Origin of the sequence: Gallibacterium genomosp. 1 (assembly GCF_001678575.1) — a bacterium.
Taxonomy (GTDB): Bacteria; Pseudomonadota; Gammaproteobacteria; order Enterobacterales; family Pasteurellaceae; genus Gallibacterium.
In genome coordinates, this window is record NZ_JTJP01000007.1 from 37,038 (window position 1) to 52,141 (window position 15,104).

Annotated in this window: 13 protein-coding genes; 5 read left to right on the top strand and 8 right to left on the bottom strand. The window is 38.6% G+C overall.

What is annotated here, in order from left to right:
* Positions 1-26: 26 nt before the first annotated feature.
* Together mglB and QV04_RS01730 are read right to left on the bottom strand one after the other, a co-directional pair.
* Positions 27-1,019, bottom strand: coding sequence for a galactose/glucose ABC transporter substrate-binding protein MglB (mglB, locus tag QV04_RS01725; protein WP_065230432.1), 993 nt, complete (start codon positions 1,017-1,019; stop codon positions 27-29).
* A 205-nt stretch (positions 1,020-1,224) separates the two neighbouring features.
* Positions 1,225-2,229 (bottom strand): substrate-binding domain-containing protein, encoded by a 1,005-nt coding sequence (locus QV04_RS01730; RefSeq protein WP_039171574.1) that lies wholly within the window; start codon positions 2,227-2,229, stop codon positions 1,225-1,227.
* Positions 2,230-2,404: 175 nt separating this feature from the next.
* Between QV04_RS01730 and galT the strand changes: the two genes are divergently transcribed.
* From galT to QV04_RS01745, 3 genes are read left to right on the top strand one after another with little or no spacing between them, the layout of a single operon-like run.
* Complete coding sequence (gene galT / locus QV04_RS01735; protein ID WP_039088457.1) at positions 2,405-3,448, top strand: galactose-1-phosphate uridylyltransferase; 1,044 nt, start codon at positions 2,405-2,407, stop codon at positions 3,446-3,448.
* Between the two features lie 13 nt (positions 3,449-3,461).
* Positions 3,462-4,616 (top strand): galactokinase, encoded by a 1,155-nt coding sequence (gene galK, locus QV04_RS01740; protein ID WP_039088455.1) that lies wholly within the window; start codon positions 3,462-3,464, stop codon positions 4,614-4,616.
* Positions 4,610-5,635: a galactose-1-epimerase gene (locus QV04_RS01745; protein WP_065230431.1), complete on the top strand. Its 1,026-nt coding sequence runs from the start codon at positions 4,610-4,612 to the stop codon at positions 5,633-5,635. Before galK ends, QV04_RS01745 begins: the two co-directional genes overlap by 7 nt.
* Before the next feature lie 45 nt (positions 5,636-5,680).
* Here QV04_RS01745 and thrC read toward each other — a convergent pair whose 3' ends face one another.
* From thrC to thrA, 3 genes are read right to left on the bottom strand one after another with little or no spacing between them, the layout of a single operon-like run.
* Positions 5,681-6,967: a threonine synthase gene (thrC, locus tag QV04_RS01750; RefSeq protein ID WP_065230430.1), complete on the bottom strand. Its 1,287-nt coding sequence runs from the start codon at positions 6,965-6,967 to the stop codon at positions 5,681-5,683.
* Between the two features lie 18 nt (positions 6,968-6,985).
* A complete protein-coding gene (thrB, locus tag QV04_RS01755) occupies positions 6,986-7,930 on the bottom strand; it encodes a homoserine kinase (RefSeq protein WP_065230429.1) in 945 nt (314 codons plus the stop codon).
* 15 nt (positions 7,931-7,945) lie between these two features.
* Complete coding sequence (thrA, locus tag QV04_RS01760) at positions 7,946-10,393, bottom strand: bifunctional aspartate kinase/homoserine dehydrogenase I (protein ID WP_065230428.1); 2,448 nt, start codon at positions 10,391-10,393, stop codon at positions 7,946-7,948.
* Between the two features lie 305 nt (positions 10,394-10,698).
* On the opposite strand from thrA, the gene QV04_RS01765 reads away from it, so the two are divergent.
* Both QV04_RS01765 and QV04_RS01770 read left to right on the top strand, forming a co-directional pair.
* The gene (locus QV04_RS01765; RefSeq protein WP_065230427.1) at positions 10,699-11,388 is read left to right on the top strand and encodes a YggS family pyridoxal phosphate-dependent enzyme; all 690 of its coding nucleotides are present in this window, start codon (positions 10,699-10,701) and stop codon (positions 11,386-11,388) included.
* A gap of 79 nt (positions 11,389-11,467) precedes the next feature.
* Positions 11,468-11,809 carry a DUF305 domain-containing protein gene (locus tag QV04_RS01770; protein ID WP_065233119.1) on the top strand — a complete coding sequence of 114 codons (342 nt, stop codon included), beginning with the start codon at positions 11,468-11,470 and terminating at the stop codon, positions 11,807-11,809.
* 158 nt (positions 11,810-11,967) lie between these two features.
* On the opposite strand, the gene mtnN is transcribed toward QV04_RS01770, so the two are convergent.
* The 3 genes from mtnN to recJ are packed head-to-tail and all read right to left on the bottom strand — an operon-like array spanning position 11,968 to position 15,059.
* Positions 11,968-12,660 (bottom strand): 5'-methylthioadenosine/S-adenosylhomocysteine nucleosidase, encoded by a 693-nt coding sequence (gene mtnN / locus QV04_RS01775; RefSeq protein WP_065230425.1) that lies wholly within the window; start codon positions 12,658-12,660, stop codon positions 11,968-11,970.
* On the bottom strand, positions 12,657-13,325 hold the full coding sequence (locus QV04_RS01780; RefSeq protein ID WP_039136054.1) for a thiol:disulfide interchange signal peptide protein: 669 nt from the start codon (positions 13,323-13,325) through the stop codon (positions 12,657-12,659). Before QV04_RS01780 ends, mtnN begins: the two co-directional genes overlap by 4 nt.
* A 3-nt stretch (positions 13,326-13,328) precedes the next feature.
* Positions 13,329-15,059 carry a single-stranded-DNA-specific exonuclease RecJ gene (gene recJ, locus QV04_RS01785; protein ID WP_065233120.1) on the bottom strand — a complete coding sequence of 577 codons (1,731 nt, stop codon included), beginning with the start codon at positions 15,057-15,059 and terminating at the stop codon, positions 13,329-13,331.
* Between the last annotated feature and the right edge of the window lie 45 nt (positions 15,060-15,104).

The following is a 15,104-nucleotide window of genomic DNA, read 5'->3' on the forward strand; positions in this document are numbered from 1 at the left end:
CTCCCCCACAATCTGGTAATCAGATATTATTTTAAGAAATCACTTAAATTTTCTTGATCGACACCTACATAAGGAATACGAACAACGCGTTTTTCTAATTTCCATTGTGTTCCATCTGTCGCTTCTTTGCCTTTCGCTAAGTTGCTGGATAAATCAACAACTGCTTGAGCTTGACCAACACCATCGTTCAAGACAGTACCGGCAATTTCACCTTTCTTGATGAGTTGAAGCACTTCAGGCAATGCATCCACACCATAAATCGGTAATTTTTTACCGTGTGCTTTGGTTGCTTCCAATGCGCCCATCGCCATACCATCATTGTTGGAGATGATCACTTCAATATCGTTAGCTTTTGAGCTGGACAACCAAGCATCAGTTTTATCTTTCGCCATTGCAGCATCCCACATACCGGTATCCAAGAAGAGTTGTTCGGTTGGAATACCTTTTGCATTTAATTCTTCAACCACATATTTTGTACGAGCCTCCGCATCAGGATGTCCCGGTTCACCTTTTAATAAAGCAAATTGGATTTTTCCATCTTTATTTAAGTCCCATTCTGGATGTGCATTCCACTGTTTTGCAATCAAATCACCTTGGATAATACCTGATTCTTTTGGATCAGTTCCTACATAGTAGGCCGCATCATAACTGTCAATTACTTTTTGACCAGGATCTTTATTGAAGAAAACAATCGGCACATTCAAACCTTTCGCTTTATTAATCACTGTTGGAGCAGCAGACGGATCAACCAAGTTAATCGCCAATGCTTTTACGCCTTTAGAAAGTAAAACATCAATTTGATCGTTTTGAATAGATTGTGCATTCTGTGAGTCATTCATCAATAATTTAATGCCTTCCACTTTTTCAGCATCTTTATTGATTTCTTTACGCATCAAAGACATAAAATTATCGTCATATTTGTAAATGGTTACACCGATACGAACATCTTTTGCCTGCGCCATAGTGCTTAATCCTAAGCCTAATGATAATGCAATCGCACTAAGTACAATTTTCTTCATAATACACATCTCCTATTAAATTTACTGGAAATTCATAATCTTAAGAGCAGCTCACTCTTTATTTATACAGTCAAAACTATCGTTATCAACTGTCGGTTATCTTTCCATACCGCTATTGCAGAAATATAACTTCAAATAGCATACAGATTTTTTTTAATATTTGATGTGATCGGTTTCACAAAAATGTAACTTAATTACAATTTTTTTATTTTATACATCTTTCAACAGAAAAACGCCTTACCAAAGTTGGATTAAATTGTATCGGTTCCGGCAGTTCAATATCATTATTAGCTAAACTTAATGCTAACTTACCAGCATAATTTGCCATTAAATCAATAGGATAACGTATGGTGGTTAATTTAGGAATTAAATGATTAGCTATCGGCATATCATCAAAACCAATTAAAGAAAAATCTTTAGGCACAATAATACCGTTTTCACTCAATACCGACATTGCACCTGCTGCCATTGAATCGTTATAGGCAACAACTGCAGTTAAATCACTGTTATAACTTAATAAATTAATCATTGCCTCCTCTCCTCCTTCAAAATTCGGTGAGCTTTTTGTAATAGCCAATTCTTTGATAGGAATTTTATATTTTTTCAATGTATTTAAGTAACCTTGTAGTCTATCAGTTTCATCGTGTATCGGATGATTAGAACCGATGTAACCAATACAACGATGTCCACTCCGAATTAATGTTTCAGTAGCGATTTCTGTTCCTTTGACATTGTCTAAACCTATACAGCGGTTCTCGAATCCAGGAACAATACGATTAATAATTACCATTCCTTTAATCGCCGTTAAATATGAAGACAACTCCTCATCTGATAAGGCTTTTGCGTGTATTACCAAGCAGGTGCAACGTTTTCGTAGCAGGTTATCAATCGCTTTGCGCTCTTTATCCGCATTGTGGTATCCCATACCAATCAAAATATTTTTCTGATAACTTTCCGCCACTTGATCTATAGATTTCACTAAAATAGCAAAAAACGGATCTGTTACATCTGTTACAACAACACCAATAGTATCTACAGCGTGTGATGCTAAGGCCTGAGCATTTGCATTCGGTTGATAGTTTAATTCTGCAACTGCTTGTAATACTTTATTTTTTGCTTTTTCGCTAATACTTGGATGATCATTGAGTACACGAGAAACCGTTGCAACTGAGACCCCAGCTACTTTAGCTACATCGCGAATTGTTACCATATTTTTATCCTATACCAATCTTTGTTACATTATTTTCGTAAATAATAACGCTAAATAGATACATCGTACTAAAAATATGTTCTTTTTGTGATCTGGATAACAGTTTATTGCGAAAATAATTGGTATCTTACGCATTAAATTGTAACCGTTTACATTTGATAGCAAGGAATACTTTATGAGCGAAATTTTTGATCCTACAGAACATCCACATCGCCGTTATAATCCATTAAAAGGCGAATATGTGCTGGTTTCACCACATCGAGCAAAACGCCCTTGGCAAGGTCAACAGGAAAAAGCAACAGATGAACAAAAACCAAGTTACGATCCAAGCTGTTATCTTTGTCCGGGAAACAGACGCATCACGGGTGAACAAAATCCACAATATACCCAACCTTTTGTCTTCAAAAATGATTTTTCAGCACTATTGAATGAAACACCAGCACCACCAATAAGTACTAATCCATTATTTCAATTTAGCCAAGCAACCGGTGAAAGTCGTGTAGTTTGTTTCTCTCCAGATCACAGCAAAACCTTACCGCTGTTGACTGAACAAGAAATTTTTCAGGTTATTCAAGTGTGGCAACAACAACTTAAAGAATTAGGGAAAACCTATCCGTGGGTACAGATTTTTGAAAACAAAGGGGCAGCAATGGGTTGTTCCAATCCTCATCCACACGGCCAAATTTGGGCAAACAGTTTTTTACCAAATGAAATTACGCGCGAAGATCAAATGCAACGTCAATATTTTCAGCAACATCATTCTGTATTGTTGGTCGATTATGCCCAACAAGAATTGGAACGGAAAGAACGTATTGTGGTAGAAACTGAACATTGGCTTGCCGTTGTGCCGTTTTGGGCAGTTTGGCCGTTTGAAACACTACTCTTGCCTAAAGCTCACGTAACTCGAATGACAGAATTAAACGACTCACAAAGTCGTGATTTATCCACCGCTTTGAAACAATTAACAACAAAATATGACAATCTTTTTATGACCTCTTTCCCTTATTCAATGGGCTTTCACGGTGCGCCATTCACTAATCAAGATCAGCAACATTGGCAATTACACGCCCATTTTTACCCACCACTGTTGCGTTCAGCAACAGTGCGTAAATTTATGGTTGGTTACGAAATGCTAGCTGAATCACAACGTGATTTAACCGCAGAACAGGCAGCCGCTCGACTAGCCGCATTATCCACCACCCATTACAGCCAAATTTGATTGAGAGGAATTTATGCAACCTATTGAAATTGCCAAAAAAGTATTTATTGAACGTTTTACCACTCAACCGACATTGCAAGTTTATGCACCCGGTAGAGTAAATTTAATCGGTGAACATACTGACTACAATGACGGTTTCGTTATGCCTTGTGCCATTAATTACGGCACTTCAATTTGTGGGAAACCACGAGATGATCATCATTTTAATGTTTATGCCGCTGATTTAGATGAACAGGATCAATTTTCATTGTTGCAAGAAATTAAACCGAGTGAACGGAAATGGTGTAATTATGTTCGAGGCGTTGTCTATTTTATTCAGCAAGCCTGCCCTAATTTTACACAAGGAGCAGATATTGTGATTAGCGGTAATGTTCCGCTTTCATCAGGGTTAAGCTCATCCGCCGCATTGGAAGTGGCAACCGGCAAATTCTGCCAACAACTAGGAAATCTACCACTAACTAATACACAGCTCGCCTTAATTGGTCAAAAAGCAGAAAATCTTTTTGTCGGTTGTCAATGCGGTAATATGGATCAGCTTATTTCTGCCTTAGGACAACACCACCACGCAATGATGATTGATTGTCGTAGTTTAGAGACAATTCCAACACCGATTCCGGATAACTTAGCCATTATGATTATAAATTCTCACGTCAAACACGATCTGGTTGATGGTGAATATAATACACGTCGTCAGCAATGTGAAACCGCAGCTAAGTTTTTTGGTGTAAAGGCATTAAGAGATGTGAGTATGGCACATTTTAATGCTTACGGAAAAGAGTTGGAACAACGTGACCCGTTAGCTTATAAACGAGCTAAACATATTGTTACCGAAAATGCTAGAGTATTGGAAGCAGTTGAAGCTCTAAAACAGAACAATATCAAATATTTAGGTGAATTAATGGCTCAATCACACCAATCTATGCGTGATAATTTTGAAATCACCGTACCGGAAATTGATTATTTGGTGGAATTAGCTCAACTAGCTATAGGCAATAGCGGCGGTGCAAGAATGACAGGTGGCGGTTTTGGAGGTTGTATTGTCGCCATTGCACCATTTGAAAAAGTGGAGTCTGTGCGTAAGATAATCGCCGACAACTATCAAAAACAGACAGGCTTAAAAGAAGATTTCTATGTTTGTACCGCTTCACAAGGGGTTCATTTATGCTAACTGCAACAAAAATTATCGCCGCAGATAACTTGCCCTATCAATTGGTGACACTCACAAACAAAAACGGAATGCAAGTGCAATTAACCGATTGGGGCGCGACCATTTTATCCATTTTAGTGCCAGTAAAAGGCAAACTTCGTGAAACAGTTTGTAGCTGCCCTCTCTCGAAGTTAGCAGAAAACCAAGCGTTTTTAGGGGCTACTATCGGACGTTTCGCTAATCGTATCAATCAAGGTCAATTCCGTTTAGCCGCAAAAACACAAAAGATCGTGAAAAATCAAGATAATAAACACACCTTGCACGGTGGTGCCGGCTTTGATAAACGCCGTTGGAAAATTGAACATATCGGTGCACAAACAGCTGTTTTTTCCCTCTTTTCAGCGGATGGTGATCAAGGTTTTAGCGGTAATTTACAGATTACTCTAAAATATCGCTTAACTGATGATAATGCATTATTCATTGATTTCTTAGCAAAATGTGATCAAGACACCGCATTAAATTTAACCAATCATAGTTATTTTAATCTTGATGAAGGCGTTACTGATGCTCGTCAACATCAATTACAACTGTTTGCCGATTACTATTTGCCGGTCAACGCAGAGGGTATTCCAAATCGTCCATTGACCGCAGTTGAGGCAACACATTTTGATTTCAGAACAGCAAAAATCATCGCTACCGACTTTCTAAAAGATGCCGATCAGCAAGCGGTCGGTGGTTATGATCATGCGTTTCTGCTGCAAGGTAAAAACGGTCAACTAAGACCGGCCGCCAAATTGACTTCCTCTTCGAGTGATTTAACACTACTGCTCTCCACCACACAAAATGCCATTCAGGTTTATAGCAGTAATTTCCTTGCTGGCACCCCAAGCCACACTGGAAAATATCAAAATTATCAAGCCATTGCGTTAGAGCCTGAAGCATTGCCGGACACCCCAAATCATCCGGAATGGTATCAATATGGCGGAATCCAAAAAGCGCTTCAACCTTATTATCAACAAATTGTTTATCAATTTATTTAGAATATAAAAAAGGTGACATTTAAATTTGTCACCTTTATTTTATTATTAATTAGTAATTTCTTTTAACAAAAACACTTTCAATTTATCAAAATCCGCTGGCATTGTAATTGATAATAATGGTAAGGCGTTATGTTTAGCCAATGCTTCCGGTAATGCCACTTCAGTCTCTAAAATTCGTTCAACACTTTCTTTAAATTTTGCTGGATGTGCCGTACAAAGGAAAATACCGGTTTCTTCCGGTTGTAGATCCTGTTTAAGCACTCGATAAGCAATAGCACCGTGTGGTTCACATAGGTATCCGTTAGCAAACATATCCTTCAATGTTTGCTCAGTTTCATTGTCAGTTACACTATCGGAATGCAAGTCATTCAATGGCCAATTTTTACGATGGAATAACTCCTCAACGCGTGGCCAGTTATTTGGACGGCTAACATCCATTGCATTGGATAATGTCGCCACTGTAGCGTTCGGTTGCCATTGATGAGAACGCAAATAACGTGGTACGGTATCGTTAGCATTGGTTGCAGCGATAAAACGCTTAATAGGTAAACCTATAGCTTTTGCGATTAATCCCGCAGTTAAATTCCCAAAATTACCGCTTGGCACAGAGACTACCACATTTTGACGTTGCGCTTTCGGTAATTGTGCGAACGCTTCAAAATAGTAACAAATTTGTGCCAATAAACGACTAATATTAATTGAATTCGCTGAATTTAGACCAATTGCCTTACGCAGTTCCTGATCATCAAAGGCCTGTTTGACTAGAGCTTGACAAGCATCAAAATCGCCTTCAATGGCGATAGTACGAATATTGCCCCCCAAGGTGCAGAATAATTTTTCTTGCAACACACTGATTTTACCTTTCGGATAGAGAATTACTACATCAATATTTTCCAATCCATAAAATGCGTGTGCCACCGCCGCACCGGTATCGCCTGAAGTTGCTGTTAAAATAGTAATTTTGCCATCTTTACGAACAGTTGCTAATGCTTGAGCCATAAAGCGTCCACCGAAATCCTTAAAAGCCAATGTCGGACCGTGAAACAACTCCAATGCATAAATATGATCTTCAACTTTGACTAAAGGTGCCGAAAAGGTAAACGCTTTTGCTACCATATTTGCTAACTGTTCAGCACTAATTTCATCACCAATTATAGCAGATAAAATTCGTTGACTACGCTCTACCAAAGGCAGTGCTAATAATTCTTCAACATTCTCAAAATGCGGCAATGTTTCTGGGAAAAATAAACCTTGATCTTTTCCTAATCCTTGACGCACTGCCTGTGAAAAATTGACTTTCTCTTCCGGATGTTTGATGTTGTATAAATTCATTCTTTTTCCTTTTATTCCTTAACTAAGTTGTCTTGCACCTTGGTTGTCGACCTGACAAATATGCACAAAACCTTCATTATTTTGTAAATAGTGTTTTTCTAAATAATCCGCCACTTTATTTGCGGTGGTTAAATCCGGTGCAATAGCGAACATTGTTGGCCCTGAACCTGAAATACCTGTTGCCAACGCCCCAAGATCCTGTGTTGCCTGTTTCACTTCTGCAAAATTTGGTAATAATTGCTGGCGATAAGGCTCTGCAATGACATCTTTCATCATAATGGCGGCTAAATTTTCTTGATGAGTATGACAAGCGTGTACGAATCCCCCTAAATGTCTGCCGTGAGCAATCACATCTTGACGAGTATAACTTTTCGGCAAAATAGCTCTCGCTTCTGCAGTGGAAACTTTAATTCCCGGATAAACCAAAACCCAATACCAATGATCAAAAAATGGTAAACGCTGACAAATTGACCCTAGCGACTGCACCATAAACTGCACGCCCCCCATAAAACAAGGAGCAACATTATCGTAGTGAATTGAACCGGAGATTCTGCCTTCCAATTCCCCCATCATCTCCAACAATTCCATATCAGAAAACGGTTCTTGGTGGAATTGATTTAATGCCACCAATGTAGCCACAATTGAACAGGCACTTGAACCCAATCCTGAACCTATCGGCATATTTTTTTCCAAGGTTAAACGTAATGGCTTTAATGTATGATTGCGTAGTTTCAAACGTTCACTAAACAACACATAAGCCTGATAGACAATATTTTTCTGTGGCTCTTTCGGCAATTTACGCACAAAATAACCGACACTTTCAAATTCAAATTGGTTTACACAATCCTCAATTTGAATAATATCACCCAACAATGAACCATCAATCGGTGAAATTGCTGCCCCTAAAGTATCAAATCCAACACTAATATTGGCACTTGAAGCCGGCGCATAAATTCGTAACATAATCAATCCTCTTTATTAACGGCGTAAAGTCCGCAAAATATCTGCAAAAATTCCGGCGGCAGTCACATTATTTCCTGCACCATAACCCCGTAATAATAAAGGAATTGGTGAATAATAACGAGTATAAAATGCTAATGCATTTTCACCATTTTTCACTTTATAGAGTGGATCTTCCGCATCTACCGCTTTGATCGCCACTTTGCACTTACCGTGATTGATTTCACCGACATAACGCAACACTTTGCCTGTTGCCTGTGCCGCTTGCACTCGTTTTGCAAACTCTTCATCCAATTCAGGCAACATTGTCATAAATTCAGCGGTTGATTTACCTTCAGCAAAGCCTTTCGGCAACACACCTTCCACTTCAATATCTTTAAGTTCCAATTCCAAACCGGTTTCACGTGCTAAAATCAATAATTTACGTGCCACATCCTGCCCAGAAAGATCATCACGAGGATCGGGCTCAGTAAAGCCTTTTTCTTTAGCTAAACGTGTCACTTCAGATAATGATTTTCCTTGTTCCAGTTCACCGAAAATAAAGGAAAGTGAACCAGATAAAATGCCGTCAAACAACTCAACTTCGTCACCTGCCGCTAATAAATTTTGCAAATTTTCAATCACCGGCAAACCGGCACCAACATTAGTGTCATAAAGGAAAAGACGTTGATTAACCAAGGCTGTATCACGCAATTTATGATAATACGCCAAACTTGATGTATTCGCTTTTTTATTAGGTGTCACTACATGAAAACCGGCATTTAAGAAAGTTAAATAACTATCTGCAATCTCTTGATTGGAAGTACAATCTACAAAAATCGGATTAAGGACGTGTTGATCTTCCACCGCATCAATAAAACGATGTAAAGAAAAGTGTTCATTGGAGTTTTCCAATTTTTCACGCCAATCAGTTAAATCCAAACCATCAACATTCAATAAAAGACGCTTTGAATTTGCTATTCCACAAACACGAATAGCAATATTTTTTTCAGCTAAAAACTGTTGTTGATGAGCGATTTGATCCAATAACTCACCGCCAACCCCACCTGTTCCGACCAAAAAAATACGCAATGATTGTTGACTATTAAACAACGCACGATGTGTTGCTTTTACTCCTTCTATTGCTTTTGATTGTGGCACTACAGTTGAAATAGAACGTTCAGACGACCCTTGAGCAATCGCAACGATGTTGACATTCGCCTGTGCTAATGCAGTAAAGAATTTTGCGGCTATACCACGACTTTTACGCATTCCGTCCCCAACAACAGAGATAATTGCCAAATTATCCAAAATTTCAATTTCATCTAAAGCACCAGAAGACAATTCATTAGCAAAAGCACGTTTTAAAGCACTCTTCGCTTTAGTAGCAGATTTTTGTGGTACACAAAAACTAATACTATATTCTGATGAAGACTGGGTAATTAAAATAACAGAAATGCCAGCTCTTGACATTGTGTCAAAAACACGTGCTGCCATACCAACCATTCCTTGCATTCCCGGTCCGGAAACATTAAACATTACCACGTCATTCAAATTGGTAATACCTTTCACCTGCAAGGTTTCAGAATGCACATTGCCATCAATCAATGTGCCTGCTGCACTTGGATTACCGGTATTTTTAATCAAACAAGGAATATTAAATTGAGCAATCGGTGCAATGGTACGTGGGTGAATAACTTTCGCACCAAAATAGGAAAGCTCCATCGCCTCCTGATAAGACATTGTTTCCAACAATCTCGCATCTGGCACTAAACGCGGATCACAAGTGTAAACACCATCCACATCAGTCCAGATTTCGCAACAATCTGCATGTAAACAAGCAGCTAAAACCGCTGCAGAATAATCCGAACCGTTGCGACCTAACACCATTAATTCGCCTTTATCATTACCGGCGGTAAATCCTGCCATTAGCACCACACTCTGTTTTGGAATTGACGGTGCATTAATTCGTTTAGTGGATTCCTCAATATCAACAGAAGACTCTAAATATTCCCCTTGTGCTAATAATTGTTTTACTGGATCAATCACATATACTTGGTAACCTTGCGCTTCAAACCAAGCTGCCATCATCGCAATTGACAGTTTTTCACCACGAGAAATGATTGAAGCATTAATATTATCTGGGCATTGAGATTGAGGAGAAAATTGGGAGAGGGCAGATTCTATTTGGTCAAATTCCTTTTGGACAACTTTTCTTAATTTATCATCATCAAATTTTGCATTTTTTTGCTTCAAACCACTCAAAATATTCTCAAAAATTTGCTTTGCTTCTTTGAAATCCTGTTGTTTATCCTCACCTTTATTTGTCTTATCAACCAATGCCACCAAGTAGTTGGTGATCTTCGCTGGGGCAGAAAGTACCGCTGCTGCCTGATCTTTTAAATGTGCTTGCAGAATAAGCTCACCCGCTTGAGAAAAACGTTCCGGATTTGCCAATGATGTTCCGCCAAATTTTAATACTCGCATGATGTTGTCCTCTTTATTGTATTTTGAAAATTATCTAAAACATTACCCATAAAAAAACCCGCATTTTTTAAGATGCGGGTTTAACAATCCTGTTTTTTGAGTGCTAACCCGCCCCACTAATAATAATGGTCATCATAATGCGGGTCATCGTAATAACAGTCATTGTCATAGGAATCTTTATAACGCTTTTAAATTTCAATGGTGATAATAAGTACCTAAATTCATTCCACTTGTCAAATAAAATTATGAGAATAATGAGAAATTTTTCTATAATAAAAACCGTTTTAAGCATTTAGGAGATAAAAATGGAGATTGCACAAAATTTAGCACATATTCGCCAACAGATTGCGGATTGTCATCCCACTCAAGAGGTAACACTTTTGGCTGTCAGCAAAACTAAACCTTTCGCCGACATTCTCAAAGCTTATCACACCGGACAACGTCAATTCGGTGAAAATTATGTACAGGAAGGTGTGGAAAAAATTCAGCTGGCACAACAACAAAATATCAACGATATTACCTGGCATCTTATCGGTCCATTACAATCCAATAAAACGCGTATTGTGGCAGAACATTTTGATTGGGTACAAACAATCGATCGTCTAAAAATTGCCGAACGCCTAAACCAACAAAGACCTGATAATCTAAACCCACTACAAATATTAATCCAAATTAATATCAGCGATGAAAGTTCAAAATCCGGTATTGCACCACAACAAATGGAAGAGCTAGCACAACAAATTATTAAATTACCAAAATTACAACTACGCGGACTTATGGCGATTCCAGCTCCAACAGAAGACATTAACCAACAAATTACCATTTTCAATCAAATGAAATTACTTTTACAACAACTACAACAACGCTTCCCTCAACAAAAAATCGATACATTATCAATGGGAATGACAGACGATATGAGAACAGCAATTGCTTGTGGTTCTACGATGGTACGCATCGGCACAGCTATTTTTGGTAAACGAAATTACTCAATTTAAGGTATTTTGATTCCAGTTAGGGAAAGGCTTATGCTAACAACCGTTTTGATTTTTTATTAACTTAAGCAAAGGAGTAATAATGAAAAAACTACTATCAGCGATTGCTATTTTTGCATTTGCCTCTTATGCCTCTGCCGAAATGTCCCATTCCCACCAGATGTCAGCAGCAAATGAAGCTTATATGCAATCTATGGGCGCAATGCACGATTCAATGATGAAAGGCATTGCCCATCAAGATCCAGACATTGCATTCGCTGCCGGAATGTTGCCACACCATCAAGGTGCAGTAGCAATGGCGGAAGTCGAATTGAAATATGGTAAAGATCCAGAACTAAGACAACTTGCTGAAAATATTATTAAAGCCCAACAAGCAGAAATTAAATTTATGCAACAATGGTTGGAAAAACACGGCGAGAAATAGAAAGCTCCCAATAATAGAAAAAGTGTTGGTCTTAATTATTTTGGTAATTATTACCAACACTCTTGTCCACTATGCCTAAAAAAGTCCGCATCTTAATCAGTTAGAAAACTAACTTTTTGGATACGGATTCTTTTTTGTTCTGTTTTATTTTCAGTGATTTACGCTAACTTTTCCAACACTGCCAACACAATCTTGGATGATTGTTTGACCGCTATCGGTAAAAACTCATCAAAAGAGATATGTGATTCTTTATCTGCCACATCGGAAATGGCGCGAATAACAACAAACGGCACATTAAAAGCGTAACAAGTGTGAGCTATCGCTGCCGCTTCCATTTCCACCGCCGCAACTTCAGGGAAATCCTGACGAATTCGAGCAATCATATTGGCACCATTAATAAATTGATCTCCGGAACAGACTAAACCAATCACAGCATTTTGCGCCTGCTCGATTACCACTGTATTCACAATTTCAATCAATTTCGCATCTGCCGTAAATTTTTCCGGACACGCTGGCAACTGCCCCTTAGCATAACCAAAAGCAGTTACATCAGCATCGTGATAGCACACTTTATCAGAAATAATAATATCGCCGATATTTAATTGTGGATTTAAACCACCTGCCGAACCAGTATTAATAATACAATCCGGTTGGCAAGTTAAAATCAATGCGGTTGTTCCCATTGCTGCTGCGGTTTTACCAATTCCTGATTGCAGTAACGCCACCTGATGACGACCAATTTCTCCCTCGTAAATTGTACAATTCGCTAATCTATTTATCCGTTTATTTTTCATTAAACTTTGTAATATTTCGACCTCTTGTGCCATTGCACCAACAATACCTAGTTTCATTTTTTTCCTCGTTGTTCTTGTACAATTTTTGCTGTTAATGAATCCAAAACCGCCATCGTGTAATCATCATTATAGAGTGTACTACCAGTTAAAACATAACGCCCATTAACCGAAACAAACGGCAAGGTAAATACCCCATATTTTGATGTCGAATTAATAGATTGATTCACTTTAGCGGCAACTAATTCCGAATTAAACACCTCTAAAAAAGTCTCAAGATTAATTTGTTTACGTGTTAACCACTCTTGTAAGAATTTCCCTCGATGGCGATTATTTCGATTAAACTTTTGTTCCGCCGTATCAAAAATAAACAGATCAGCAAGATCCGGATGTCCCATACTCTCTAGAGAGTAATAAACCGCTGCCGAAAAATAACCTCCCGGTGTCGCCGCCGGAATCCATTCAATATCAACTTTATCCGGATTCATTCGTTTATATAAACTCAAATTATCCGCCGCCATTAAACAAATACGACACTCATAGGAAAAGAAAAATTTAATTTTGATCTTATTGTCTGCTGCCGGTTCTTCTTGTATCGGTTGCTTATAGGAAAAATAGTCCTTACCATCTTTAAAAATCGGCAACTGTTCTGCGTAACTCACCGTCGCCGATAACGCAAAAAGCAAAAAATAAAAAATTTGCATTGCCAACTTAATACTGTTCATTATTTATTCCAATACCTCTATATAATTGACTAATAGTTGCACTTGTCTATTACATCTATACTCATTGATTGAAAGATGATAGACCATCCGTGCTGTTTTAATCGATAAATCAGGGAACCGTCTAGTATCGACATTAAACTGAATTGCATCAAACAATCCTCCTCCCTGTATCGGTTCCAGCAACATTTTTAGATGTTTTTCCCCTACAAGTCGTTGCTGTAAGATGCGAAATTCTCCATCAAATTGAGGCTCTGGAAAATGTTGCCCCCACGGACCGGCAAATTGCAACATTTCCGCCGTTGTTACATTCATTTGTTGAGCGCCTAATTCACCATCAGTATAAATAACACCTTGTAATGATTTTTCATTCAACCAAGCTTTTGCATACTGGTTGAACAATCGTTGAAATTCCGGAAAATATCTCTGGTGAATACTCAAACCGGCTGCCATTGCGTGACCGCCGAATTTAATAATGATTTCAGGATGTTGACAATGGATATGATCAAGCAGATCACGAATATGCAAACCTTCTATTGAACGCGCAGAACCACGCAAAATGCCCTCATCTTCCTGTGTAAAAATCGCTGTCGGACGATGAAATTGATCTTTCATTCTTGCCGCTAAAATGCCTAATACGCCTTGATGCCAATCCGGACGATAAAGCGCAATAGCAAAAGTATCTTCCTGATAGATCGGTTTTAACTCACGCAAATAATGCAATGCTTCCTGTTTCATCCCAATTTCTATCTCTTTGCGTGTTTTATTAAGTGTATCCAATTCCAGCGCTAACGCTCGCGCCTGTTCCATTGTTTCTGATAAAAGTAACTCCACGCCAATCGACATATTATCAATTCTACCGGCAGCATTTAATCGGGGAGCAATAGAAAAACCTAAATGACTAGAAACTATTTGTGTAATATCAAGATTAGCAACTTCAATTAAAGCACGAATTCCACAATGGCAATGTTGTGTGCGTATTCTTGCCAAGCCTTGAGAAACAAGAATGCGGTTATTGTGATCCAACGGCACCACATCAGCCACCGTTCCCAATGCGACAAAATCCAATAATTCCGCAAAGTTAGGCTCTTTTTTATCCGCAAAAAGCCCTTGTTGGCGAAAGGCAGCGCGTAACGCCACCATTAAATAGAAAGTCACCCCCACTCCAGCGAGATATTTGGATGGAAAACCGCAATGCACTAAATTAGGATTCACAATAACATCGGCATTTGGTAATTTTTCACCCGGCAAATGGTGATCGGTAACAATCACTTGCACCTGATGTTGTTTTAAATAATCAACACCCTCTAGTGAAGAAACGCCGTTATCAACAGTAATCACTAACTGCGCCTGTTTATCTAGCGCATCTTGCGCCACAGAAACACTCAAGCCATAACCTTGTTCAAAACGATCCGGCACTAAAAAATCAACTGATTGAAACCCTAACTGACGTAAAGCGAATACCGCAACTGCAATACTGGTTGCACCATCCGCATCAAAATCACCGACAATCACAATCCGCTTTTGTTGATGATAGGATTCAATCAATAATTCAGTTGCTTGCTCCAAATGCGTCAATAAAGAGGGCGGCAACATATATTTCAAGGCATAATTTAGTTCCGCTTCAGATGCTATGCCTCGACTGCGATAAATGCGATCCAATAACGGATCTGCATTCACTTGAACTCCGTTTGCAACTTCTCTCCGTTGAATAATTTTTACAGCCTGATCGTTCATACTATTTTTACTGCTCTATCTACTACAATTCTGCTTTTAAGCCTT